The following is a 24,152-nucleotide window of genomic DNA, read 5'->3' on the forward strand; positions in this document are numbered from 1 at the left end:
CGGGGTGTCGCCTACCATTCGGCGAACGAGCCGTCGTCGTGTCGCCAGATGGGGTTGCGCCACGCGTGGCCGGCCTGGTCGGCGTGCCGTACGGCGGTCTCGTCCACCTCGATACCCAGGCCGGGCCGGTCGAGTCGCCGGGCGTACCCGTCGACGAACGTGAACACCGAGGGGTCGACCAGGTAGTCGAGCAGCCCGACCTCCTTGTTGTAGTGGATGCCGATGCTGTGCTCCTGAATGAGGTGGTTCGGCGTCGCGAACGCGACCTGCAGGCTGGCTGCCAGCGCGATGGGCCCGAGCGGGCAGTGCGGCGCGAGATGCACGCCGTACGTCTCGGCCAGCGCCGCGATGCGCCGCGTCTCGGAGATGCCACCGGCGTGCGAGAGGTCAGGTTGGACGACGGCCACGCCGGCCTGCAGGACCGGCAGGAATTCCGACCGCGAATAGAGGCGTTCCCCGGTCGCGATCGGGATCGTCGTGGCTGCCACGACGTCCCGCAGTCGATGTGAGTGCTCGGGCACCACCGGTTCCTCGGCGAACAGCGGGCCCAGCTCCTCGAGCAACGGGAGCACGCGGCGGGCGTCGGCCGCCGTGACCCGGCCGTGGAAGTCGAGGGCGAAATCCCGGGACGGTCCGAGCACGTCGCGGGCGAGTGTCGCGCGTTCGACGACGGCGCGGATGTCGCCGAGGGATCCGCTCCTCGGGAACCGGCCGGTGGCGTTCATCTTGACCGCGGTGAAGCCGGCCTCGACCTGTGCCGTGATCGCCTCCGCGAGCTCGGTGGGCTCATCGCCGCCGACCCAGGCGTACATGCGGACCCGGTCACGTACGGGGCCACCGAGCAGTGCGTGGACGGGGGCGCCGTAGGTCTTGCCGGCGATGTCCCACAGGGCCTGGTCGATCCCGGCGACGGCGGACGACAGCACGGGCCCGCCACGATAGAAACCACCCTTGGTCAGCACCTGCCAGTGGTCCTCGATCCGCAGCGGATCCTCCCCGACGAGCTGCTCGGCGAGCACCTCGACAGCGGCCCGTACGGGCTCGGCGCGCCCTTCGACGACCGGTTCACCCCAGCCGACCACGCCGTCGTCGGTCTCGATGCGGCAGAACAGCCAACGCGGTGGCACGAGGAAGGTCTCGATGCGGGTGATCTTCATGGGCGCAGCTGGCGCTCGTCGCGCGCGGCCTGCTCCAGCAGTGCCCGCATGGCCTGCTCGGCGCGGTCGCCGTCGGCGGCCCGTACCGCGTCCAGCACCGCTCGGTGGGGTGGTAGGAAGTCGTCGCGGTGGCCCTGGGCGTGCACGATGAGATCCCGCGTGCGCAGTCCGATCTCGATGATGTGTTCCATCCGGACGAGCAGCTCGTTGTGGGTCGCGGCGAGCAGGGCGCGGTGAAACGCGAGGTCGGCGTCGATGATGCTCTCGGTGCTGGTTTCGGCCGTCACGGAGGCGAGTGCGGCCTCGAGCGCGTCCAGGTCGGCCTCGGTCCGGCGGGCCGCGGCGAGGCGGGCTCCCTGCGGTTCGACGATGAGCCGTACCTCCGCCAGGTTGGCGAGGAACGCGTCGTTGTCGGTGCCCTCGAACTGCCACTGCAGGACGTCCGGGTCGAGGAGACTCCAGTCCGTGCGGGGCCGGACGAAGGTGCCGCGCTTCGGCCGGGCGTCGACGAGGCCCTTCGCGGCGAGGACGCGCAGCGCCTCGCGCACCACGGTGAGGCTCACGTCGTACTCCCGCTCCAGGCGGTCGATCTCGATGGTCGCGGCGGGTGGGAACTCGCCGGAGATGATGCGGCGTCCGACCTCCCGCACGAGGTGCCCGTGGAGGCCACGGTCCGGGTAGTTGCTCACGCCGAGTCCTTCTTCGCCGACCAGCCGCCGTCGACGGTGATCGTAGTGCCGGTGATGTACGAGCTCTCGTCGCTGGCGAGGAACGCGACCGCGGCCGCGACCTCGTCGGGACGGCCGAACCGCTGCGCCGCGGTAGCCGCGATGCTGCGGTCCCGGGCGACCTGGTCGACATCGTCCCAGAGCTGCGTGAGGATCGGCCCGGGCACGACGGCGTTGACCCGGACGTCCGGTCCGTACTCGACCGCGAGCTGACGGGCCAGCGCGAGGAGGCCTCCCTTTGATGCCGCGTACGCGGGATGGCCGGGCAGCCCGTGGGTGGCGTGCACCGAGGAGGTGAGCACGACCGACCCGTGGCCGCTGGCGCGCAGGAGCCCGAGGCACGAGCGCAGACCGAGGTAGGCGGCCTTGAGGTTGACCGCGAGCTGCCGGTCCCAGTCGGCCTCGTCCAGCTCGTGCGCCGGGGCCGTCACGATCGTGGCGGCGTTGGAGAACAGGACGTCGAGCCGCCCGAACTCGGCTTGCGCGAGGTCGGCGACGGCCTCCCACGTCGCGGCCTGGGACACGTCGCCGACCAGCCTCCGGACCGACGCGGCGCCGGAGCGGGTCGCGTCGGGTACCCGGTCCACGGCGATCACTGCCGCGCCCTCGGCGGTGAATCGGTCCACGACGGCGGCACCGATCCCCGAGGCCGCGCCGGTGACGACCGCGACCCGACCGGCGAGGAGGCCCCGGACGCCGGGCCCGCTGGGCATGGGTTGCTGGCTCACCGCGGCAGGCCGATCCGTCGTTCGCCGGAGCGCCGCTGCTGGATCACGACGGCGGCGACGAGGAGGGTCCCCTTGGCGACGTTCTGCCAGAAGGAGTTGACGCCGAGGATGTTGAGCCCGTTCTCGAGTACGCCGAGCAGGACGAGGGCGAGGACGGTGCCGGGGATCGTGCCGCGACCGCCCTGCATCGCGCACCCACCGAGGGCGGCGGCGGTGATGGAGTACAGCTCGAGTCCTTCGCTGCCGGACACCGGCTGCCCCGAGCCGGTCTTGGCGGTCAGCAGGATGCCCGCGAAGCCGGCGACGGCGCCGGTGAGGCAGTAGGCGGCGATGATGTAGCGGTTCAGGTTGACGCCGGCGAGCCGGGCAGCCTTGTCGTTGCCGCCGATGGCGTAGAGGTTACGGCCGATGTCGGTGTACTTGAGCAGTACGTGTGCGGCCACCGCGATCAGAGCGAACACCCAGATGAGCGTGGGGATGCCGGCGATCGAGCCGCGCGCGATGAAGATGAAGATGGGGTCGGCACCGACGTAGCCCTGCGCCCGGCCGTCCGAGATCAACTGCGCGATGCCCTTGTAGGCGGCGAGCGTGGCGAGCGTGGCGATCACCGGGTTGACTCGGCCGTACACGATGATGAGCCCGTTGACGAGCCCGCACGCGAGGCCGGCGGCCAGCGCGGACAGCAGGCCGGGGAACGGACCACCGGCGGAGGTGAAGACCATCGCGCAGGTCACCGACGTGAGGCCGGTGATCGAGCCGACCGAGATGTCCAGGCCACCGATGATGATCACGATGGTCTGGGCGACCGCGAGGACACCGGCGATGGCGATCGTGGTGCCGATCGTGCGCAGGTTGGCCGAGCCGAAGAACTCGGGCGCCTGAACCCCGATGATCGTGACGAGCACGGCGAGCGCGATCAGCAGCGACGTGTTCTGGTTGAAGGGAACCCGGAGCCGGGCGAACCGGGCGGCGGCCCCGTTCGTACTCACGGCTCCGGGCTCGGCCGCGTGGTCCAGTCGTTGGTCGTTCTGTGTCTGGGTCATCAGGAAGCTCCGGTCAGGTGGTCGGCCATGGCGAGGGCGAGGACGCGTTCCTCGGTCGCCTCGCCGCGGGTCAGCTCGCCCGTGATTCGGCCGTTCTGCATGACGACAATTCGGTCCGAGAGGCCGAGGACCTCCGGCAGCTCGGAGGAGACGACGAGCACGGCGACGCCCTCGGCGGCAAGCGCGTCGATGGTCGCGTAGATCTCCGCCTTCGCGCCCACGTCCACGCCACGGGTCGGTTCGTCGAGGATGAGCACCTTCGGCTTGCGGGCCAGCCAGCGGACCAGCACCGTCTTCTGCTGGTTACCGCCGGACAGCTTCCTGACCTCGTGCTCGATCGAGGGGGTACGCACGCGGAGCCGCGTGGCGAGACCCTCGACGAGCTCGCGTTCCGCGCCGCGGCGGACGAAGCGGAATCGGCTGAGGCGGTCGAGGACGGCCAGCGACGCGTTGTCCCGCACGGAGCGCTCGAGCAGCAGCGCGTCCGCCTTGCGTTCCTCCGGGGCGAGCCCGATCCCGGCATTGATGGCATCGCGCGGCGAGCGCAGCTCGATCGGCTGTCCGTCGACGAGCACCCGACCAGCACGCAGGGGAACGTCGCCGAAGACGGCTCGGGCCAGTTCCGAGCGTCCGGCGCCGACGAGCCCGGCGAGGCCGACGACCTCACCGGCCCGGACCTGGAGGCTGATCCCGCTGACGTCGTCGGTGGTGACGTCCTCGAGCGTGAGCACCACCCGTTCGTCGGCGGCGTGCTCGCGCACGAACATGCCGGACAGGTCGCGGCCGACCATGAGCCGGACGACCTCGTGCTCCGCTGTCGCGGCGGTGGACCTCTCGCCGACCAGCGCACCGTCGCGGAGGACGGCGATCCGGTCGGCGAGCTGGAAGATCTCGGCCATCCGGTGGGACACGTAGATCACCGCGACGCCACTGTCCCGCAATTGCCGGACCAGCGTGAACAGGGCGTCGGCCTCGCGGTCGGTCAGCGACGAGGTCGGCTCATCGAGGGCGAGCACCTTGGGCGTGTCCACGAGCGCACGAGCGATCTCGACCAGTTGGCGCTGTGCCGGGGAGAGGTCCTGACCCCGCGCCTCCGGCTGGAGCAGGCCGTCAAGGCCGAGCCGGCGCAGATGTTCGTGGGCCGCGGCGGTCAGCCTCTTCCGGTCGAACCGGCGTCCACCGCCCGTGGACACGTTGCCGACGAAGATGTTCTCGGCCACGGAGACATCGCGGATGATCTCCGGCTCCTGGCTGATGATCCGGATGCCGGCGCGCCGGGCCTTGGTCGGGGAGCCCAGCGGCAGCGGCTCGTTGTCGAGTTCGACGGTTCCGCTGTCCGGCACATGTTCGCCGGCCAGGATCTTCAGCAGGGTCGACTTGCCGGCGCCGTTCTCGCCCATGAGCGCGAGCACCTCGCCGGGGTTGCAGTCGATGCTGACGTCGCGCAGGGCAGGCAGGCCCGCGAAGCTCTTCGAGAGACCGCGAAGACGCAGCACAGGGACACCTCCTCTCGGGTAGGTCGGCAGGGAGATCAGTTGCTGTCGAACAGGGCGGTGCCGGGGTGGGAGACCGGGTCTCCCGCCCCAGCACCGGCTCCCGGCGCTAGCTGCACTTGACTCCGGCGGACTGCCACGTGTCCTTGTTCACGATCGCGGTGTTGGCCACGGTCTTCGCCGGCAGGTCGACACCGTCGCGCACCTTCTTGACCAGGGCCTGCACCGCGGACGCACCGACCTCGCGCCCGTCGATGAACAGCGCCGACTTGAAGCCGGTCGCGGTGCCGGCCTGCCAGTCCTTGCAGGCGAGGTAGGCGCCGAGGCCGACACCGATCACGTCGGTGGCGCCGAAGCGGGCGTTCGCCAGCGCGGTCACCACGCCGGAGACGTTCTCGTCGTTGCAGCCGTAGACGATCCAGTGCTTGACGCCGGCGTTCGCGGTGACCAGCGCGCCGGTCTTGTTCTGCGCGTCGACGGCGGAGTTGTCGGTGCCGAGCTTGATCACCTTGACCTCGGCGCCCGCGGCCGCCGCGAAGGCCTTGTCCGCGGCGTTGACCCGGTCCTGGCACACCGACAGGTCCTGCTTGTAGGCACTGATGATCCGGGTGTCGGCCGCCGACCAGCCGGACTGCTTGAACAGCGTGCCCGCCTCGGTCCCGACCTTCTCGCCCATGGCGGCGCCGTCGAAGCCGGCGAACGGCGCCTCGGCGCCGGCCGCGTCCTTGATCACGTCGTCCGAGGCGATCAGGGGGATGCCGGCCTGCTTCGCCTTGTCGATGACCTGAGGGCCGATGAGCTGGTCGGGTACGACGATGGCGATCGCGTCGAACTTCTGTGCGATGACCTGGTCGAGCGCGTTGATCGCCTTGTCCGAGTCGGTGCCCAGGTCGAACATGCTGACCTCGACGTCACCCAGCTCGGCCGCCTTGGCCTTGGCCCCGGCGCCTTCGTCCACGAAGTACTGCTGGTCGCCCTGCTTCTGCAGGTAGGCGATCTTGATCTTGCCGGATTTCGGCTTGCTGTCGCCGCTGCCGGCGGCGGTGTCGGCCTGCCCGGACGAACACGCGGTGAGCATCGAGGCGAGGGCGAGGGCGGCGGCGGAGGCCGCCGCCCAACGGGTGCGCTTCATGACGCACGAGCTCCTTTCAGTACGGCGACCGAGTTGCCCCCGCCACCTCGCGGTGCCGTGGCCCACATCGACCCCATCTGGCCGGCGCCCTGCGCGCCGAGGCGTTGATCACCCTGGCAGCCGGTAACAGGCCCGTCAAGAAGTCTTCATAAAAAAACAATTATCGGTGCCGCCTGCCTGACGCCTGGTCCGCAGCCGGCTATCGTTTCCGCCCACTGACACCGGTGCGGAGGGCCAGCAGGGCCGGACGGAAACGAGGGCAAGCCGTGACGATCAGCAAGCTTGATGTCGCCCAGCAGATCGAGGCGGACCTGGGCGAGGGGCCGACCTGGGACCCGGCGGCAAGCCGCCTGATCTGGGTGGACGTCCTCGCCGGTGCGGTGCACCAGCTCGATCCCGCCACCGGAGCGGACCGCGTGCTCCGGGCGGATCAACACGTCGGCGCCGCCAAGCCGCGATCCGCCGGTGGCCTCGTCGTCAACCTGCGTGACGGCATCGGCCGGTACGACTCAGCCGGCAGCTTCGACTGGCTCGTCACCTGGCCGGAGGACGGCGTGCGGGGCAACGACGCCGCCGTCGACCCGGCGGGTCTGCTGTGGGCCGGGACGATGCGCTACGACGCCGCGCCGGGAGGCGGGACGCTGCGGCGGGTGAACGCCGCCGGTGACACGGTTGTCGTCCTCGACGGCGTCACCATCAGCAACGGCCTCGGCTGGAGCCCCGACGGGCACCGGATGTACTACGTGGACACCGCGACCAACCGCATCGACGTCTTCGATGTCGACGTCCACACCGGCCTGGTCCACGGCCGCCGACCGCTGGCTACGGTGGACGCCGCTGACGGCGCGCCGGACGGGCTGACGGTCGATGCCGACGGCTGTGTCTGGGTGGCGCTGTGGGGCGGTGCGGCCGTGCACCGGTACACCCCCGACGGCACGCTCGACCGAATCATCCGAGTGCCGGTCAGCCAACCGACCGCCTGCGCGTTCGGCGGGCCGGCCCTGACGGATCTTTTCATCACCACCGCACGCCACGGACTCGACGACGCGTCGCTGGCCGGTCAACCCCTCGCCGGCTCCGTGCTGGTGCACCCGGACGCCGGTGTCGGCCTTCCGTCGCAGCCGTTTGCGGGGTGACGAGCAGGCGATCCGACGCATAGATGCGGCGGCGCACCCAGGTCGGGAACGATGACGGCCCGCCGCGCCTGTTCAGCCACGAGGCCGGCTACCAGGGTGTATAAGCATTACCCAAGGAGGCCGGGTAATGCTTATATCGACGACCGCCTGGCGGGCGCTGACGGAAGCCGGGGTCGTGCTCATTCCGCGCGACGCGGACCGCATCGAGCTGACGTACGGCACGAGCCGGGCCACGCTGACCGTCATCGCGTCCCCAACCCCCCTGCGCCCTCGTGACATCGCTGCCCTGGTCAGCCGCCATGCAGAACCATGCCTGGTCATCGTTCCGGCGGCCACGCCCGGCGTACGAGAAGCAGTGGAGGCGGCGGGCTGGTCCTGGCTCGCAGAGGACGGGCAGCGGATTACGGGTGTGCTGCGCATCGGCAGGCAACGGATCGGACTGCAGCCGCCAGCAGCAGCGGCTGGGCGGTCCGCCAAGCCCGGCCGGGTGCCGTGGGGGACCTTCACCCTGGTTCGGCGCATGATCCAGCGTCCGTACGCCACCCAGCAGGAACTGGCCGTGCTCGTCGGCGTCTCCCAGCCTCGGGTCTCCCAGGCCCTGCGCTCGCTCGCCGAGGAGGAAATCGTGCGCCGTACGCCGAGCGGGTGGACGATCCGGGACATCGATGCCGCGATCCGGTGGTGGTTGGCGACCTATCCGGGTCCGGGCGGGATCAGCACGTACTGGTACAGCTTGCCGCCACCCGTTGAGCAGGCCCGGGCGGTCGTCGAGCGGGTCGGCACAGCTGATCGGCACGGCGTCGCGGTATCCGGAGACGTCGCGGCTGACATCATCGCTCCCTGGCGTGCCCCGAATCGCGCCATCCTCTACGCCCGTACCGGCGTGGACCTGGCCGGTGCGGGCTTTGTCCCTGCCGGCGAGGAGGAGGCAACGCTCGAATTCACCGTGCCGAAGGACCCCGGGCTGTGGCCGCCGTCCGTCGAGGAGGTAACGGTCGATCTTCCGCTTGCCGACCCACTGCAGATCCTCTGGGACGTGCAGCGTTCGCCGGGCCCGGACAGCGAGGAGGCGGCGCAGCGCGTGTGGGACGCGCTCCGCCGCCGTCACCGTGACCGGGGGTACGCGGCATGACCGGGCAGATGCCCGCGCGTCAGGTCCCGGCCGAGCCTCGACCTGTCTCCCTCGTCTCCACCAGCCGGGCCGCGAGGCCGTCGCCTACCGGGGCCGATTCGCAGCCAAGGACGCGGTCGACCTGTGGCGGCTCATCCATGCGGCGTACGCCGCCGGGTTGCGAGCCGCTGACTGGCCGACCAGCGTCACCGGACGCCAGGCCGCTGACGTACTCCACCGCTTCTTCGGCACACCAGCCGCGGCCGGTCTCAAACAGATGTCCGCCAACTCCGCGGACCGAACGCGGATGCAGGCCCTGGTCCGGCAGGTGGTGCCGGCGACTGGCGCTAAAGGAGCGGGCGACGTGAAGCACCGGGCATAGACACCGGAAGCCGCAGGGATAGGACAGTTCCGTCCTTGGACTTCCTCGGCTGGGAACAGGCGGGGCGGACGAAGCGAAGCGCCTTTCGGACTCACCAGTGTTCCTCAGCGCTAAGCGGCGATAGCGCGCGCGGCGGCGTAGACGTCGGCCGGAAGTGCGTGTGTCAGCTTCCAGATGATGCGCATCGGTCGGTCGCCGGTGTGCTCCTGGTACGTCATCGGCCCCGCATACACGTATGGCGGCGCACCCAGGTTGCCGTCGGCGACCTTCGTCTCCCGTACGAAGAGGTGCACCGCAGAGCCTTGCTTCTCGTGGTTGATGTAGCGCTGCCCGGTCGTCGACGCCGACGAGGTGGTGCTTTGTGACTCCCACTGAAAGAGCGTCTCGGTGACGGCACGGTCGGCGTACATGGTGGTGGGGGAGTAGTGCTCCTCGGACTTGACCAGGGTGACGAAGAACAGGTCGGCCTGGGCGTCCGGTAGCCACTTCACGCCTTCGCGCAGCGAGCCCGGGTTCGGCATACCGAAGGCAGCGCACGCCTCGTTGCGGCTGTACCGCGCGTGCACCCGTAGCGGCAGCCCGTCAACCGGCACCGTGACCCGGTGGATCCGGTCCCGCAGCACCTCGACCACCTGTCGCAGCTCCGCGCAGCGCTCCGGCTCGGCCAATAACCGCGCCAACCGCTCCTCCCGTTCGGTCAACTGCACATTCGGGCCCCAGAGGTCGAAGTGCAGCATGTCCCACAGCCGCCCGGGTTCCGGCTGCTCGCCGGCCGCCGCCCGGGCCAGCAGGTCGAGCCGATCCGGGTCATCGAGGTGCAGCATCCGCCCGATCGCTCTGCCCAACTCACGGTCGTCCGGCCCGGGTGGCGAGGTTTCCAGCCCAGCCAACCGCCGCAGCCCGGTCCACCCGCCGATGCTCGCCGATCGGTAGATGTCCTCGATTTCCACGCCGGCCTCGCGCAGAAAGTCGGCCAGGCGCACGTCTCCGAGCAGTCGCAGCTCCCGGGTGAGGCCGGTCTTTGAGGTCGGCATCGCCGACTTCACGTTGGCCAGCACGATGTCCTTCGCAACTCGATCGAGTTGGATGTGGCAGCCGCTTGGCAGAGACGGGAAGTCATCCCGTACCGCTTCGGCGATTGCTCGCCGACTTACCCCGGTCAGGGCCCGCCAGCGCAGGTCGAAGCGGAAGTTGGCGTGCTGTCCACCGATGAAGTCGAGGACGGTCAGGCACGGCTTGTGGTCGTCCAGGCGCAGGCCGCGGCCGAGCTGTTGCAGGAAGATCGTGGCGCTCTCGGTGGGCCGCAGCATCAGGATTGTGTCGACCATTGGCAGGTCGACGCCCTCGTTGAATAGGTCGACGGTGAACAACACGCGCAGCGTGCCGTCCCGAAAGTCCTTGAGGAGGGCTCGCCGGCCGGGGGCGTCGACCCGCGCTGTGATCGCAGCCGACGGTACGCCGTGTTTGGTGAACCAGTCCGCCATGAACTCGGCGTGGCCGATGCTCACGCAGAATCCCAACGCCCGCATTCGCCCGACGTCGACGGTGTCTCGCACCGCCCGCAACACCATCCGTGCCCGCACATGGTTGCCGGTGTAGACGCCGTCCAGCTCCGTCGGGTCATACCCCTGCCCGCGCTTCCACCGCAGCTGCGACAGGTCGACGTCATCGTGCAGCCCGAAGTACTGGAACGGCGCCAGCAACTGCCGCTCCAGGGCCTCCCACAGGTGCAGCTCCACAGCGGCGTGGCCGTCGAACCACCGCCGCACGTCGCCGCCGTCACTGCGGTCGGGGGTTGCGGTCAAGCCCAGGAGTACGCGCGGCCGCAGCCGCTCCAGCAGCCGGCCGTACGTCGGCGCCTCCGCGTGGTGGAACTCATCAACGATGACCATGTCGTACGCCTCGGGGGCGATCTCCCGCCGATGCAGCGACTGAATGGAGGCGAAGACGTGTCGCCAGCGCTGTGGCTCTCGACCGCCGACGAGCGTCTCGCCGAAGCTGCCGTCGCCCATCACCTGCCGGAACGTCGCCAAGCTCTGCCGCAGGATCTGCTCCTGATGAGCGACGAAGAGCAGCGAGTCCACGGCCTTTTCGCGACGGAGCCGGCGGTAATCGAGCGCCGCGACCACCGTCTTGCCGGTGCCGGTGGCCATGACGACGAGGTTGCGCCAGCGGCCGTGGAATTTGCGTTCGGCATCGAGGTCGGCCAGGATCTCGGCCTGGTACGGATAAGGCCGCACGTCCAGGTTCGCGATTTCCGTCGGCGCCTGGTCGGGGCGCTCCCCGCGCAGCGCGATCCTGAGCCGGTCGGCGTCCTTGCCCGGCTCGTAGGGCTCGAAGGCTGGGTCGTTCCAGTAGTCCTCGAACGTCGCGGTGAACGTGTTGATCACGTGCGGTTGCTCAATGTTGGAGATGCGGACGTTCCACTCGACGCCGTCGACCAGCGCCGCCCTCGACAGGTTCGACGAGCCGACGTACGCGGTGGTGGTGCCGTTGCGGCGGCGGAACAGCCACGCCTTGGCGTGCAGGCGGGTGGTGCGGGTTTCGTAGGAGATCTTGATGTCGGCGCCAAGCTCGGCGAGCCGGTCGAGGGCTCGCTGATCGGTCGCCCCGAGGTAGGTCGTCGTGATGACGCGGAGGCGACCGCCGCGGTCGATCAAGTCGCGGATCGCCGGCTCGATGATGCGCAGGCCGTGCCATTTGATGAACGCGCAGAGCAGGTCGACCTGGTCGGCGGAGGCCATCTCATGGTTGACCTCGTGGCCGATGCGGGGTTGGTGACGGCCGTTGACCAGCAGAGCGCCGGTGGAGAGTGGGGTGGTGGGGCGTGGTGGGAACGTGGGCGCTGCCGGTGAAGGTGGCGGCGCGGCGATGGCGTGGAGCAAACGTTGGGCGTCTGCGATCTGGTCGACGGTGCCGACCGCACGTGGCTCGGCCTGGGCGATGCTCTCGGCAATCTGGTTGGCTAGGTCGACCTGCCGGGCGAGCTTGTCGTCGCCACCGCCAACGGCAAGCAGTGCTCGCCGGGCCAGAACCGCGATGTGGCGGGTGAGTACGTCATGCGCGTCGGCCGGTTCCAGCTTGTCGTACTGAACCAGAACAGGGTCGAGGAGGTTCAGCCGCTCGGCGAGCTGCTGGGTGACCAATTCCTCGTAGATACCCTGCTCAAGTTCGCTCACTTCCCAGAGCTAACCAGCCGACGGCCGCTCGCGCTGCCCCCGATCGGCCTATTCAAGTCGCTGGCCGACGGCCAGCCAACCGTCTGATTGACGGGACCGCGACGGACAGCGATGCCTGACCGAACCAACAGGCCGCTATTCGGGCCGTTCGGAGGGATCGCTGCTCACTCAAGTTCCGGCATGGTGCGAAGAGCCGTCACGAACGTGGGACTTGGGCGGGCGGCCACAGTGGGGAGAGGCAGCGGCCGGTGACAGAGAACCCGAAGGTAGCCCCGGCATGGCGAGTGCGCTGGGCAAGCCGGGAGAACGACAAGCGGCAGCGGGCATTTCAGGTCGCCGCCGACGCGTGGCGCCGGCAAAGCAACGATCTTGGGAGCATGCACACGGCGGCCACCGAGTTCCGTGGTGCGTTGCGGGCTCCGCTGGGAGTGGCGATCGACCTGCGCAGGGGTGAGACGGTCTACGTCACGCTACCGGCGGCGCAGATGATTGAGGCACCGCACATGACCGCGCTTCCGGGGGTGCGTTTCGATCTCGCACCCATTCCAGCGGAATCCCTCGGACGGCCGCTTCCTGATGCATTCAAGGTCATGGATGCTGGCACTGTCGTCGTTACCGATAGGCGAGTGGTTCTTCTCGGCGGTAGGGGCAAGCGGGAATGGGCGTACGCGAAGCTGGTTGGGCTACTGCACGATCAGTCGTCTCCATTTACGTTGATGCACGTCGTCAACCGGCAAAAGATCTCAGGGCTGTATTTTCCATCGGCCAGCGCGCCCGGCTTTCGGTTCAACCTCACGCTTGCCATCGCTGACGCAAACCAGCAGCGTCAGGCGCTGGTGACTCACCTTGGCAGCATGTTGGCGGCTCATCAGCGAACGCAGCCTGTACCTCCGACCCTCGTTACGCCTGCGGAGGCGCCGGCAACGGCACGGGTGCCGGGGGGCAAGGTGAGCATCGGTGTGGTCCTGCTCTTCGCGCTGTGCGCGTTCGCCGGGATCGTCGCGGGCCCGCCAGCGCAAACGTCGCCCACGTCGTCCAGCGCGACCCGGGCAGTCGCCCCCGCTGATGCCATAACACCTCCGGTGGTTGCCCAGGAGGTGCCGAGTCTGGCGACTACATCATCCTCGGTGTCACCGAGCCCGAAACCATCGCCGACGATGGCTATCGTCAAGCCGAAGCCGAGAACAAGTCCCACCCCGCGGCCAAAACGCACCACCGCCTCACCGGCTCCAAAGAGGGTGAACCTCTGTGGGGCACCCCAGAACCCGTACGGCTACAACTTCTGTGGTGGCTCGCTCATCTACTCACCGGCCTCCGGAGTGTGCGGCTACTTCGACTGCATCGACTACTTCGACAACGGTGTTGGCTACATGATTCAGTGCAACGACCGCATGGTGAGCATGTCCGGCGGCCGTCGCGGCTCCTGCTCGCACCACGGCGGAAACCGGCGGCCGGTGTACAAGTGAGTAGCCGCGGGTCGTGGCCTACCTGCGCGGTGAGGCGGTCGTTAAGGCGCGGTGTTCGGTTGCTGGACCGTCATATCGCGAACGAGGACGAAGAACGTTGGGGCGCCGTCCCACGCCGGCTTAAGTCGTGCGGCGCGATGCCAGCCCCACGATTCATAGGCACGCCGCGCGATGGTGTTGTCGGGACGTACCAGCAGGGTGGCGCGCTCCTCCGTCCGGCTGCTCATCAACTCGTCGTGCAGGGCTCGGGCTATGCCTCGTCGCTGCCACGCGCGCCGCACCAGCAACTCGCTGACGGCAAAGGTTCGCCTGCCGGTCTCCTCCGTGAAGCCTTCCGGAACCGGTTCCTGGATGCCGTCCCACCACCGGGTGTCCGGCGCCAGCGGAAACCCGTAGATGTATCCGACCAGCTCGCAGTCGACCGCCGCCGCCACCAGCTCCCAGCCGGGCCGAGGCATGTGCGCGGCAAGCTGCTTCCGATACCGCTCCGCGTTGTAGAGCGGCCCGTCATTCGCATGGGCGTCCAGGTAGATGTCGACGAGATGGTCGACCAACAGCTGTGCTTCCTCAGCCGTAGAGTGCTGCAACCGCAGGTCTTTCTGCATCACGCCAGCGTTCCGTCGTAAGCGTCGATGAACTCCTGAACGCGGGGTAGGGAGGCCCTTGCGCCCGCAAGATCGGATCGTACTTCGGCCAGCAGTGCGCTTACTCGTCCCGACCGCACCCGCCCCACTTCCGGCAGCGCGCTGAGGCCCGCCCGTGCTGCGCTGTCGACGTCACCCTGCCGGTTCGCTGCCCGAGCGAACTGCACTGTGTAGTAGAGCCGGTTCCGGCGGTGGTTTTCAGCCGGCGCAGCCGCGACGGACCTGAAGCATCTGGCCGCACGATCGGCCTGGCCAAGGGCGAGTAACGAGAGCCCTTGGATGCCGGTGACCTCCTGCGCTGTCACGAAGGAGATGAACGGCAGGTCGTCTTCGTGCTCACCCCCGTCGAAAGCCCGACGCGCCCTGGTCATCTCGTGTTCGTAGCCGAGGCCGTCCTGAAGTGTGGCGTGTGCGTACGCGGCGCGCAGGTGCAGCAGCGTACGCAGCCTGGGTGTCGACCACCCGGCGGACGCACGCAGTGCCGCTTCGGCACACTGGGCCGCCTCGCTCGGCTGGTCCTGACGCAGGAGCAGCGACATGCACGCCAGTGCCCGAACCTCGACTCGCGTATCGTCCGCGATCCGGGCTCGGGCGACGGCTTCATGCAGGTAGGGACGAGCTTCTGTCCGGCGGTTCGCGTCGATGGCGAGCCAGGCTGCCTGAATCGCAAGGTCAGCCAGTGCGCTCTGCAGCGCGTCGCCCACCGATCGCCCGTACGACGCCTTGGCTGCCCACGCCGACAACTGATCGTGCGCGTGGATCGCTACGTCGCAGAGCGCATCAGCGCCCATCTGCGCGTCTGCCTTGCGGAACTCCTCGACAAGAGTCGAGGCGTACCGCACGTGATCCATACCGATGCCGGCGGGTGCAGTGGCTCGCGAGATGAGCGAGTCGATACTGCTGCTGGCGTGGAGACCAGCGAGCGCGGCCAGGGCATGGAACTGTCGGCGGTTCGTGGCGCCACCTTCTTCGAGGGCTTTCGGGATCTGGTCAACGGGCGAGACAGTCGTCTCGGTACGACTGGCCGGGAGTGAGAACCACAACGCTGCCGGCGGAATGCGCAGGAGTTGTGCCCAGTGAGCGAGCCGGTCGAGGTGCACGATGGGCGGCCCACTCTCCACGCGGCTGAGTTGCGCCTGCGTGATCCCGAGCCAGCTCGCCACTACGGCCTGCGGCAACGCCGCCCTTCCGTGGTACGGGTGGTGCCGGTAGGCCCGGATCACCCGCCCGAGATGCCGCTCAGCCAGGGCCGCCCGCAGCGGCGGGTGCGACCAGAACGACTCCGGCACTACGGGCGGTGCGCACAGCCGATCGCGCTCGGCGGCTTGGCAGGGTGCGCAGCGTCCGCTGTCGTTATCGCGGGCCAGGCGGCCTCCGCAGCGGGGGCAGTTCGCAGGTGTCACCGGCAACCTCGCCGTTCGCGGTGGTTGTGTCCGTTGCGCTCAATCGAGCCTAACCATCCAAACCGTTTCGCGGGTTGGCGGTATTCGCGCCATGCATATCGACGACCCTCATGGCGATTCGCCGACCGTTGGCAGGAGCTCATCGCGCCGGAACTGGTCGACGGCGACACGCTCCTGCACACCGACATGACGCCGCGGAATTTCCTCCTCGACGACCGACTTCGCCTCGTCGACTGGTCCAGCCCAGCGCGCGGCGCGGCGTGGGTCGACACCGCCTTCATGCTGGTACGCCTCGTTCGCGCCGGTCACGGACCGGCTGCCGCCGAGGTCTGGGCCCGGCAGATCCAGCCCTGGGCACACGCTCCTGACGACGCGGTTAAGCCTTCGCCGACGGTCTGACGCGCCTCTGGAAAGGCAAGCAGCAGGCCGCACCCGCTCCCCACCATGGGCCGTTGCTCGATGCCGCGCGTCAGTGGCGGGCCTACCGGAATGGTGTCAACAGTCGGTAGAGACACCGCATACGAACCGTGCATATCGGCTACTCCGCGCCCGTCATATGGGCTGCTGCACTGATCCACAACTCTGCGATGAAGGCCCGGGGCGGGTGCCGGGCTCCGGCTACGTCGACCCGAACGACGAGCGCCGTCCCCGCCCGTCCCGGTGCCCTACGACGCGAGGGAGAGACATGGACTCGATCGACGAGATCCTTGGTGAGCTGCCGCTGCCGCCGTACGTCACCGCCGAGGACGTCGGCTTCGCCGTCAAGGCCATCACCGTGCACGCCCCTGAGCAGTGGCCCGAAGGCCGACGCTGCCGAAACGACCGAGCACCACACCCCTGCCGCCTGCACCGCTGGGGCCGCCGGGTTCTCGACCAGCGAGGACTGACCGACCGGCAGATCGAAGCGCTCATCGCCGAGCAGGAAGCACCGCACCGATGATCTACGTGACCGGGGACCGCCTGTACCCGCACCACGTCCGGGCCGCCGCCTTCGACACCCGGTGGCGCGGGCTCGACCCCGAGCAGGTCCACGCCTACCTCAACCGGCTCGCCGACGAACTCGACCGCCTGCACCGCGAGTTGACCACCGCCAACACCGAGGCCGAACGCATCCGCCAGGCCCTGCGCCAGTGGCACTCCCGCCACACCGCCTGCCGCTTCACCGACCCGGACGGCTCACCCAACAGCCGGTGGCCCCGATGACCGCACCCCGCTGGATCATTCACCTGCCCACCACGCTGACCAGCCACGACGTCGCCACCGACCTGGCCGCCGCGCTGCGCGACTCCCTCGCCCACGTCGCCGCCTTGGACTTCGGCGAGACCACCCTCAGCGAGGAGGACAGCCAGCACCTCCGCCACCGCGTCTGGTGCGACGACCGGCTCGACGGCGGCGGGCGGTGCGGCCTGCGCGAGGGGCACCCGGGACCGTGCGGGACCGCACCAACCAGCTGACGCCGGTACCGTCCGGGGATGCTCGACGCCGAAGATCTCCTGGCCGGCTTCACGCCTGCCCAGCCGTACACGATGGAGGCCGCCGCCGGCGCCCCCGCCGCGCCCGGCGTGCACGTGGTCCTCGATCGCGGCACGGTCGTCTACGTCGGCTGGACCGGAAACCTGCGCGACCGCCTCCGGCAGCACCTGACCGGCAACCGGGACTCGTCGGTGCTGCACCAGCAGGTCGGCCAGCTCCTCGACACGCCGACCGAAGCGGCGACGAGGCAGGACATCGCCGGCTGGCTGGGTCGGCGCGAGGTCCGCTGGCAGGAGACCGACAACCCGGAGGGTACGAAGGAAGCCCTCGTCCTGGCCCTCAAGCCCCGCTTCAACCGGCGGGTGCCGAAGCCTCGGTGACGGGCCGGCTGAGCCGCCGTAGCGCTGCCCCGGTCAGTTCCTTCGTACGCAGAACTCGTTGCCGTCCGGATCGGCCAGCACGACGGTGCCGTCCTCACCGACCTCGAGCCGACTGGCCCCGAGGGAGAGCAGCCGGTCGACCGCTGCCTGCTGGTCGCCACCGGCCGGCGCGAGGTCGAAGCGCTGCCGGTTCCGCCCCCGCTTCGGGTTCACGGGCGGGCCGCCCCACGCGACCTTCGTGCCGCCGTGCGGTGACTGGATCGCGGTCTCCTCGTCCTGGTCCCACACCAGCGGCCAGCCCAGCGCCTCGCTCCAGAACAGGCCGACGTCCCGGGTGCCGTCGCAGCTGAGCTCACCGAGGAAGCCGCACCCGGCGAGGTAGTTGTTGCCCGGCTCGATCACGTCGAACTCGTAGCCCTCGGGGTCGGCCAGCACGACGTGCCCCTCCTCGGGGCGCTGCCCGACGTCGAGGTGACTCGCGCCGAGCCGCAGCGCCGTCGCCACCGTCTGCTGCTGGTCGTCAAGGCTGGCGCTGGTCAGGTGGAGGTGCATGCGGTTCGGCCGCCTCATCTCCGCGTCGCCGGGGGCGAACCGGAGACCGAGTTGGGTTTCGGGTCCCGGCAGGAGCAGGCCGCCGGCGTCCTCGACGATCTCCCGGCCGAGCATGCCGGCCCAGAACCGCGCCACGCGATCCGGATCGCGCGCATCGAAGGTCACTGAGAGAAGTCGCGAGCTCATCGCCTCACGCTAGGCGCGGGCCGGCAGAGCGACAACGCCATTTTGGCCGGCGCCGGACCCCGGCCGGGGCGACCGCGTCGGCCCCGGGCCCCGGCCCCGGACCCGGCCCCGGGCCCCGGCCCCGGACCCCGGACCCCGGACCCCGGACCGGGATGGCCCTGTCGCCGGCTCCCGCACCGCCCCGATGTAAAAGTTTCTAGACACGGTGTCAAGGACGCCTTACTCTAGCCGTGTCAAGAATTCTTTACGTCGGGAGTCGGTATGACGCATGAGGAGAAACGCGCCTGGACGATGCTGGTGGTCAGCGTCGTGGGGTACGCGGTCTACGCGGCGGTCGTCCTGAGCCGGGCCGACGGTGGGCCGCTCTCCGCCACCCCGTACGCCGGCGTTCTGCTGTGGACGGTCGGCGGCGCCATCGTGGCGAACATCGTGGCCGAGATCGGGATGGGCGTGGTGAACCCGCGGGCGTCCCGCGTCAAGGACGTTCGCGACCGGGAGATCGGGCGGCTCGGCGACCATGTGGGCCAGGCGTTCGTGGTCATCGGCGCGGTGTCGGCGATGCTCATGGCGTTGGCCGAGTGGGACTGGTTCTGGATCGCCAACGTCATCTACCTGTGCTTCGTCCTGTCGGCGGTGGTCGGCTCCCTGGCCAAGGTGATCGTCTACCGCAGGGGTGTCCCGCAGTGGTGAAGCCGACCCAGGTCACCAACAACATCCGCGCGCTGCGCTTCGCGCACGACGAGATGACCCAGGCCGAGCTCGCCGAGCGGATCGGCGTGACCCGGCAGACCGTCATCGCCATCGAGCAGGGCCGCTACTCGCCCTCGCTGGAGATGGCCTTCCGGATCGCCCGCGTGTTCGGCGTACGGCTCGACGACGTGTTCCAGTACCCCGAGGAGGCGGCACCATGAGAGCCATCGTCCAGGACAGCTACGGCCCGGCGGACGTGCTCCAGCTCCGCGACATCGACCGGCCGGCCATCGGCGACGAGGACGTCCTCGTCCAGGTCCGCGCGGCCGGGGTCGACCCCGGAGTCTGGATCTTCATGACCGGTCGCCCCTACCTGGCGCGGCTGGCGAGCGGGCTGCGCCGGCCCCGGGTGCCGGTGCGCGGCCGGGACCTGGCCGGGGTGGTGGTCGCGGTCGGGGCCCGGGTGACCCGGTTCCGGCCCGGCGACGAGGTGTACGGCACCAGCCCGCGCGGCTCGTACGCCGAGTTCGCGAGCGCACCGCAGCGGCGACTGGCCCGCAAGCCGGCCAACGTGTCGTTCGCGCAGGCCGCCGCGGTGCCGGTCTCCGGGATGACGGCGCTACGCGCGGTACGCGACAGCGGCGAGGTCCGCCCGGGGCACCGGGTGCTGGTGATCGGCGCATCGGGCGGTGTCGGGTCCCTGGCCGTGCAGATCGCCACGGCGTACGGCGCGACGGTGACCGCGGTCTGCGCCCCGGCCAAGGCCGATTTCGTCCGTTCGCTCGGCGCCGAGGACGTCCTCGACTACACGAGCGAGGAGGTCGACCGCGACGGTCCGGTGTACGACGTGGTCATCGACACCGGCGGTGACCGGCCGTTGTCCCTGCTGCGGCGTGCGCTCACCCCGCGCGGGACGTTGGCGCTGGTCGGCGGCGCGTACACCAGGGGCCCGGTGCTCAGCGGCTACGACCGGCAGATGTTCCGGGCGCCGCTGCTGTCGGTGTTCGTCGGCCAGCGGCTGCGCAGCGTGAGCGCCGTGGAGCGGGCCGAGGACCTGGACGAGCTGCGGAACCTCATCGAGTCCGGCGCGGTCACCCCGGCGGTCGACCGCACCTACCCGCTTGCCGAGGCAGCGGACGCGATCCGGCACCTGCGGAACGGGCACCCGGCAGGAAAGCTCGTCCTCACGATCTGAGCCGGCGGTGCGGCGCGGCACCCGGCCGGAGGGTACAGCGCCAGCACCACGCCGGTACTAGGGTCTCGGATGGCCGTCCGTACGAGGGCTGGCCGACACGGGGGAGGTGTCATGCGGCGTCGTCAACTGCTGGCGTCCGGGATGTTCACGGCGATCGGGCTCAGCGCCGGCGAGCTGCTCACCGCAGCGCCAGCCGCCGCGGAGCCGGCCGCCCCGCTGAAGAGCGTCGGTACCCAGCTGCCGGTGGACGACCTGCGGGCGATCGAACTCGACGAGGCGCGTGGCCGGCTCTACATCGCCCAGGGCGTCGGCGGCGGGCTGCCGCTGGTGGTGACCGACCTCGACGGCCGCCTGCTGAACCGGGTCACGGCCGTCGCCGACATCTCCGACCTCGTCCTCAGCGACGACGGGCGCATCCTGTACGCGGCCCAGGACTTCAACCGGATCGTCGCGCTGGACGCCGCGACGCTCACCGTGATCGCCAGCTATCCCGCACCCCCCGGCGCTCACCTGTACACCGTCGAGCCGACCGGCGACAAGGTCGTCGGCGGGTTCATCGACGCCGGCATCGGCTCCGGCGGCCTGCTGGTCTGGTCCGCGCCCGGCATCCCGCCGGTGGTCTACACCGAGGGCCCCAACTACCACCCGATCATCGACGCCAGCCCGGGCGCGCCGGGCCTCCTCGTCGCCGGCGACACCGGGTATTCGCCGGTCAGCACGTACGTCATCGACGTCGCCGGGGACAGCCCGCGGATCGTCGGCCGGCGGGACCACACCGGCAGCAACCTCATCGACTACGCGGTGAGCCCGGACGGCACCGAGGTGGTGGAGACGGTCGGCTACCCGTACGAGCACCACTCGTACCGGCTGCCGGATCTCGCCGACGCCACCGTCTATCCCAGCGGGGTCTATCCGCAGGACGCCGCCTGGTCCGCGGACAGCTCGACCGTCGCCATCGGCCGGGCCTCGACCGCCACCGGCGACGCCGACGTCTACCTCTACGCCAAGGGCAGCACGGTGCCGACGTACGCCGTGGACTTCCGTAACGGCGACAGCCTCTGGGAGGGGACGCTGCTGGTCAACCGGGACGGCACCCGGGCCTGGGCGGTCAGCTCGACGGACCCGTACCAGGAAACGCAGCTGCTGCACTCCTTCGGGCCGGCGCACCCGCCGAAGCCGCCGGTCACCGACCTGGCGGTCACCGCCCAGGTGGGCAGCGGCAAGGACAAGAGCGTCGCGCAGCTCACCGTGACCTGGAGTTCGCCGATCGGCGACGACAACTACTGGTGGATCACCGCGTCGACCAACGGTGGGGCCGAGCGGGAGTTCTGGCGCGGCAAGCTGGACGCCAGCCGCCGGTACACCCTCACCTACTCGCTGCCGCGCGGCACCACCACGTTCACGGTCCGGTACCGCGACTACTGGCAGTTCTACCCGGACGGCTACGCGACCGCGGCGCTGCAGCGGTGAGCGCACCCACGCCGGTGCCGCACGCCGGCGGTGATCGACATCAGTGATCGACAGGTGACTTGAGGAACTTTCACCACTAGCGTCGGTCGGACCTGGACAGTCACTACTCGGGGAGGGCGTCCAATGGTCCGTCCGCACCACCACCAGAGCGCCCGATGAGGGCGCGCCCACTCGCCGCGGCGGCGACCGCCATCGGACTGGTCGCCGCCGGCCTCACCGTCACCGGCAGCACCGCCGTCGCCCACGGCAACGGCTACTCCGCCCTGATCCAGCGCGCCTCCTACGGCGTACCGCACATCACCGCGCAGAACTTCGCGAGCCTCGGCTACGGCGTCGGCTACGTCCAGGCCGAGGACAACGTCTGCCTGATCGCCGAGCAGCTGGTCACCGTCAACGCCGAGCGGTCCCGCTGGTTCGGCGCGACCACCGGCAACGTCACCAGCGACCTGTTCCACCAGAAGGCCATCGACGCCCGCGCCGCCGAGCGCTGGCTGACCGGCCCTCGCGACGGCATCCACGCCCCCTCCAACGAGGTACGCGACCAGATGCGTGGCTTCGTCGCCGGCTACAACGCCTACCTCCGCGGCGCCAAGCAGAAGATCACCGACCCGGCCTGCAAGGGCAAGGACTGGGTACGCCCGATCACGGAGCTGGACGTGTGGCGGGCGAACTGGACGCGGATGATCCGGGCCAGCTCGGGCGCGCTCGCCGACGGCATCGTGGCCGCCGCGCCGCCCGCCGGGACCAGCGCGCCGCCAGCCACGGACAAGAACAGCGCCCCGCAGGCCGAGGCGGTCGTCGCCGCCCGCGACGGAGCCCCGGCCGGGGTGGGCAGCAACGCGTACGGCCTGGGCCGTGACGCCACCGCCAGCGGCGCCGGCATGCTGCTCGCGAACCCGCACTTCCCCTGGGACGGCGGCGAGCGCTTCTACCGGATGCACCTCAAGGTGCCCGGCCGGTACGACGTCGAGGGCGCGGCCCTGGTCGGCGACCCGCTCGTCGAGATCGGCCACAACGGCCGGATCGCCTGGTCGCACACCGTCTCCACCGCCCGCCGCTTCGTCTGGCACCGCCTCGCGCTGGTGCCCGGCGACCCGACCAGCTACCTCTACGACGGCCAGCCCCGGAAGATGACCTCCCGCACGGTCACCGTGCGGACGCCGGACGGGCCGGTCACCCGTACCTTCTACGACACCCACTTCGGTCCGGTCGTCGTGGTGCCGGGCACCTTCGACTGGACGGCGCAGGCCGCGTACGCGATCACCGACGTCAACGCCGCCAACAACCGTGCCCTCGACGGCTGGCTCGCCATGGGCCGGGCTACGTCGGTGGGTGAGCTGCGGAAGGTGCTGGACCGGCGGCAGTTCCTGCCCTGGGTCAATGTCATCGCCGCCGACCGCGACGGCAACGCCCTCTACGCCGACCACTCCGTCGTGCCCCGGGTCACCGGCTCGCTCGCGGCCGCCTGCATCCCGGCGCCCTTCCAGCCCCTGTACGCCAGTAGCGGCCAGGCCGTCCTCGACGGCTCCCGGTCCGCCTGCGAGCTGGGCCGGGACCCGGACGCCGCGGTGCCGGGCATCCTCGGCCCGGGCAACCTGCCCGCGCTGGTCCGCGGCGACTACGTGACCAACTCCAACGACAGCTACTGGCTGGCCAACCCGACCCAGCCGCTGGAGGGGTACTCGCGGATCATCGGCGACGAGCGGACGCCGCGCAGCCTGCGGACCCGGCTCGGCGTGCACCAGGTGCGGCAGCGCCTCGCCGGCACCGACGGGCTGCCCGGCAGGGGCTTCACCACCGGCACGCTGTGGGACGTCACGTTCGGCAACCGGGCGTACGGGGGTGAGCTGGTCCGCGACGACCTGGTCCGGCTCTGCGCGGCCCAGCCGACGGCCACCGCCTCCGACGGCACGGTCGTGGACCTGACCGACGCCTGCGCGGCGCTGCGCGGCTGGGACCTGAAGGTCAACCTCGACAGCCGGGGCGCGCAGCTGTTCACCGAGTTCGCGCTGGCCGGCGGGTTGCGTTTCGCCGACCCGTTCGACCCGGCCGCCCCGCTCAGCACGCCGGGCCGGCTCGCCGTCGATGACCCGCGGGTCCGCACCGCGCTCGCCACCGCCGTCCGCAGGCTGGCCGGCATTCCGCTCGACGCCCGCCTCGGCGACGTCCAGACCGAGCCGCGCGGCGCGCAGCGCATCCCGATCCACGGCGGGCGGGCGGAAGCCGGCGTCTTCAACATGATCATCGGGGTGCTGCAACCCGGCGTCGGCTACGCGAAGGTGCAACACGGCTCGTCGTTCGTGATGGCCGTCGAGCTGGGCCGCAACGGGCCGTCGGGGCGGCAGATCGTGACCTACTCGCAGTCGGCCAACCCGAATTCACCCTGGTACGCCGACCAGACCCGGCTCTACTCGGGCAAGGGCTGGGACACCATCAAGTTCACCGAGCGGCAGCTGCGGGCCGACCCCAACCTGGTTACCTACCGGGTGGGGGAGCGGCACCGCTGACCGGCGGGCGGCTGCGGGCCGGCGGTGCGCCGCCGGTCCGCAGCACGCCCGGCAGCGGGGCGGCTCCCGGCGCGCGGGTGCGGCGCGTCGCACCCCG

23 protein-coding genes are annotated in these 24,152 nt (G+C 70.2%); 12 read left to right on the forward strand and 11 right to left on the reverse strand.

Annotated elements, in window-relative coordinates:
- Positions 1-11: 11 nt before the first annotated feature.
- The 6 genes from dgoD to LQ51_RS19990 form a co-directional block, all read right to left on the reverse strand.
- Positions 12-1,157, reverse strand: coding sequence for a galactonate dehydratase (dgoD, locus tag LQ51_RS19965; protein ID WP_046567915.1), 1,146 nt, complete (start codon positions 1,155-1,157; stop codon positions 12-14).
- Entirely contained in the window at positions 1,154-1,846 is a 693-nt protein-coding gene (locus tag LQ51_RS19970; RefSeq protein ID WP_046567917.1) for a FadR/GntR family transcriptional regulator, read from the reverse strand. The genes dgoD and LQ51_RS19970 overlap by 4 nt, the downstream gene beginning before the upstream one ends.
- A complete protein-coding gene (locus LQ51_RS19975) occupies positions 1,843-2,613 on the reverse strand; it encodes an SDR family NAD(P)-dependent oxidoreductase (RefSeq protein WP_231605804.1) in 771 nt (256 codons plus the stop codon). The genes LQ51_RS19970 and LQ51_RS19975 overlap by 4 nt, the downstream gene beginning before the upstream one ends.
- Entirely contained in the window at positions 2,610-3,656 is a 1,047-nt protein-coding gene (locus tag LQ51_RS19980) for an ABC transporter permease (RefSeq protein ID WP_082159539.1), read from the reverse strand. Before LQ51_RS19980 ends, LQ51_RS19975 begins: the two co-directional genes overlap by 4 nt.
- Positions 3,656-5,152 (reverse strand): sugar ABC transporter ATP-binding protein, encoded by a 1,497-nt coding sequence (locus tag LQ51_RS19985; protein ID WP_197087842.1) that lies wholly within the window; start codon positions 5,150-5,152, stop codon positions 3,656-3,658. Before LQ51_RS19985 ends, LQ51_RS19980 begins: the two co-directional genes overlap by 1 nt.
- 106 nt (positions 5,153-5,258) lie before the next feature.
- Positions 5,259-6,281: a substrate-binding domain-containing protein gene (locus tag LQ51_RS19990; RefSeq protein WP_046567922.1), complete on the reverse strand. Its 1,023-nt coding sequence runs from the start codon at positions 6,279-6,281 to the stop codon at positions 5,259-5,261.
- A gap of 266 nt (positions 6,282-6,547) precedes the next feature.
- Between LQ51_RS19990 and LQ51_RS19995 the strand changes: the two genes are divergently transcribed.
- Both LQ51_RS19995 and LQ51_RS20000 read left to right on the forward strand, forming a co-directional pair.
- Positions 6,548-7,417 (forward strand): SMP-30/gluconolactonase/LRE family protein, encoded by an 870-nt coding sequence (locus LQ51_RS19995; RefSeq protein WP_197087843.1) that lies wholly within the window; start codon positions 6,548-6,550, stop codon positions 7,415-7,417.
- A gap of 127 nt (positions 7,418-7,544) precedes the next feature.
- Positions 7,545-8,549, forward strand: a complete 1,005-nt coding sequence (locus LQ51_RS20000) for a helix-turn-helix domain-containing protein (protein WP_156313165.1) — start codon at positions 7,545-7,547, stop codon at positions 8,547-8,549.
- A 471-nt stretch (positions 8,550-9,020) separates the two neighbouring features.
- On the opposite strand, the gene LQ51_RS20005 is transcribed toward LQ51_RS20000, so the two are convergent.
- Positions 9,021-12,089, reverse strand: a complete 3,069-nt coding sequence (locus LQ51_RS20005; protein ID WP_046567924.1) for a DEAD/DEAH box helicase — start codon at positions 12,087-12,089, stop codon at positions 9,021-9,023.
- Between the two features lie 248 nt (positions 12,090-12,337).
- Between LQ51_RS20005 and LQ51_RS32865 the strand changes: the two genes are divergently transcribed.
- Positions 12,338-13,555 (forward strand): hypothetical protein, encoded by a 1,218-nt coding sequence (locus LQ51_RS32865; protein ID WP_046567925.1) that lies wholly within the window; start codon positions 12,338-12,340, stop codon positions 13,553-13,555.
- 41 nt (positions 13,556-13,596) lie between these two features.
- Here LQ51_RS32865 and LQ51_RS20015 read toward each other — a convergent pair whose 3' ends face one another.
- The 3 genes from LQ51_RS20015 to LQ51_RS32875 all read right to left on the reverse strand — a co-directional run bounded on the left by LQ51_RS20015 (position 13,597) and on the right by LQ51_RS32875 (position 15,911).
- Positions 13,597-14,160 (reverse strand): GNAT family N-acetyltransferase, encoded by a 564-nt coding sequence (locus tag LQ51_RS20015; protein ID WP_046567959.1) that lies wholly within the window; start codon positions 14,158-14,160, stop codon positions 13,597-13,599.
- On the reverse strand, positions 14,160-15,488 hold the full coding sequence (locus LQ51_RS34025; RefSeq protein ID WP_052744985.1) for a helix-turn-helix domain-containing protein: 1,329 nt from the start codon (positions 15,486-15,488) through the stop codon (positions 14,160-14,162). The genes LQ51_RS20015 and LQ51_RS34025 overlap by 1 nt, the downstream gene beginning before the upstream one ends.
- Before the next feature lie 222 nt (positions 15,489-15,710).
- Positions 15,711-15,911, reverse strand: a complete 201-nt coding sequence (locus tag LQ51_RS32875) for a hypothetical protein (protein ID WP_156313166.1) — start codon at positions 15,909-15,911, stop codon at positions 15,711-15,713.
- Between the two features lie 376 nt (positions 15,912-16,287).
- Between LQ51_RS32875 and LQ51_RS20030 the strand changes: the two genes are divergently transcribed.
- Genes LQ51_RS20030 through LQ51_RS20045 form a run of 4 tightly spaced genes read left to right on the forward strand, consistent with a single transcriptional unit; the run spans position 16,288 to position 17,455 of the window.
- Positions 16,288-16,542, forward strand: a complete 255-nt coding sequence (locus LQ51_RS20030; RefSeq protein WP_046567926.1) for a hypothetical protein — start codon at positions 16,288-16,290, stop codon at positions 16,540-16,542.
- A complete protein-coding gene (locus LQ51_RS20035; RefSeq protein WP_046567927.1) occupies positions 16,539-16,805 on the forward strand; it encodes a DivIVA domain-containing protein in 267 nt (88 codons plus the stop codon). Before LQ51_RS20030 ends, LQ51_RS20035 begins: the two co-directional genes overlap by 4 nt.
- Positions 16,802-17,056, forward strand: coding sequence for a hypothetical protein (locus LQ51_RS20040; RefSeq protein ID WP_046567965.1), 255 nt, complete (start codon positions 16,802-16,804; stop codon positions 17,054-17,056). The genes LQ51_RS20035 and LQ51_RS20040 overlap by 4 nt, the downstream gene beginning before the upstream one ends.
- 18 nt (positions 17,057-17,074) lie before the next feature.
- Entirely contained in the window at positions 17,075-17,455 is a 381-nt protein-coding gene (locus LQ51_RS20045; protein ID WP_046567929.1) for a GIY-YIG nuclease family protein, read from the forward strand.
- A gap of 33 nt (positions 17,456-17,488) precedes the next feature.
- Here LQ51_RS20045 and LQ51_RS20050 read toward each other — a convergent pair whose 3' ends face one another.
- Entirely contained in the window at positions 17,489-18,193 is a 705-nt protein-coding gene (locus tag LQ51_RS20050; protein ID WP_046567930.1) for a VOC family protein, read from the reverse strand.
- 261 nt (positions 18,194-18,454) lie between these two features.
- On the opposite strand from LQ51_RS20050, the gene LQ51_RS20055 reads away from it, so the two are divergent.
- The 5 genes from LQ51_RS20055 (at position 18,455) to LQ51_RS20075 (ending at position 24,055) form a co-directional block, all read left to right on the forward strand.
- Entirely contained in the window at positions 18,455-18,883 is a 429-nt protein-coding gene (locus tag LQ51_RS20055; RefSeq protein ID WP_046567932.1) for a hypothetical protein, read from the forward strand.
- 23 nt (positions 18,884-18,906) lie between these two features.
- Positions 18,907-19,104: a helix-turn-helix transcriptional regulator gene (locus LQ51_RS20060; protein ID WP_255352245.1), complete on the forward strand. Its 198-nt coding sequence runs from the start codon at positions 18,907-18,909 to the stop codon at positions 19,102-19,104.
- The gene (locus tag LQ51_RS20065) at positions 19,101-20,078 is read left to right on the forward strand and encodes an NAD(P)-dependent alcohol dehydrogenase (protein ID WP_046567936.1); all 978 of its coding nucleotides are present in this window, start codon (positions 19,101-19,103) and stop codon (positions 20,076-20,078) included. Before LQ51_RS20060 ends, LQ51_RS20065 begins: the two co-directional genes overlap by 4 nt.
- Positions 20,079-20,189: 111 nt before the next feature.
- Positions 20,190-21,548 carry a beta-propeller fold lactonase family protein gene (locus LQ51_RS20070; RefSeq protein WP_156313167.1) on the forward strand — a complete coding sequence of 453 codons (1,359 nt, stop codon included), beginning with the start codon at positions 20,190-20,192 and terminating at the stop codon, positions 21,546-21,548.
- A 155-nt stretch (positions 21,549-21,703) separates the two neighbouring features.
- A complete protein-coding gene (locus LQ51_RS20075; RefSeq protein WP_046567939.1) occupies positions 21,704-24,055 on the forward strand; it encodes an acylase in 2,352 nt (783 codons plus the stop codon).
- Positions 24,056-24,152 lie beyond the last annotated feature (97 nt).

Source organism: Micromonospora sp. HK10, from assembly GCF_000982955.1.
Classification (GTDB): domain Bacteria; phylum Actinomycetota; class Actinomycetes; order Mycobacteriales; family Micromonosporaceae; genus Micromonospora.